Source organism: Halolamina salina (genome assembly GCF_042678005.1).
Lineage (GTDB): Archaea > Halobacteriota > Halobacteria > Halobacteriales > Haloferacaceae > Halolamina > Halolamina salina.
In genome coordinates this window covers 7,652-8,290 of sequence record NZ_JBHUDH010000035.1, presented here as the reverse complement: position 1 = coordinate 8,290, position 639 = coordinate 7,652, and the positions used below count along the sequence as shown (strand labels likewise).

Genomic DNA, 639 nt, shown 5'->3' with positions numbered 1-639 from the left:
CCGCCGCCACCGGCGAGGTCGACCTCGCGATCGGCTCCGACACGGGCGGGTCGATCCGCTTCCCTGCGGCGTGGTCCGGCGTCCCGGGGCTGAAACCCACCCGCGGGCTGGTGAGCCACGCGGGGTTCGTCCAGTACGCCAAGACGCTCGACAACGTCGGCTTCCTCGCCCCGACGGTCGAGAACCTCGCACTCGGACTCGACGCCGTCTCGGGCCCGGATCCGCGCGACGAGCGGACACGGGGGAGCGAGCCGACGGCCACCGCCGACGCCCTCGGGGATCCGGCGCCCGAGACGCTCACGATCGGCCTCCCCGAGGAGCTGTTCGGCGCGGCGCCCCGGATCGAGCGCGTCGTCCGCGACGCCGTCGACGAGCTCGCCGCCGCCGGCGCGACCGTCCGGTCGGTCTCGATCGAGAGCTACGATCTCTGGCTCCCGGCGTGGCTGGCCATCGGGATGACCGAGGTGGGGAACTACCTCGCGGCCGACACCACGAACTACTGGGCGCTCTCGCCCGGCGAGCGGGCGCTGGTCGAACGCCTCCACGAGGCCCGCGCCGGCGACGCCGAACTCGGCGAGCCGCTGAAAGCCGCCATGCTGTACGCCGAACACCGCAGCCGGACCGACGGCGACGCCGCCT

At 74.3% G+C, this 639-nt stretch carries 1 protein-coding gene; it reads left to right on the top strand.

The genetic code is table 11. The annotated features are described in order from the left end of the window. Positions 1-639 (top strand): amidase family protein (locus tag ACFR9S_RS04380; protein ID WP_379818154.1); only part of this gene is annotated, 639 nt, incomplete at both ends.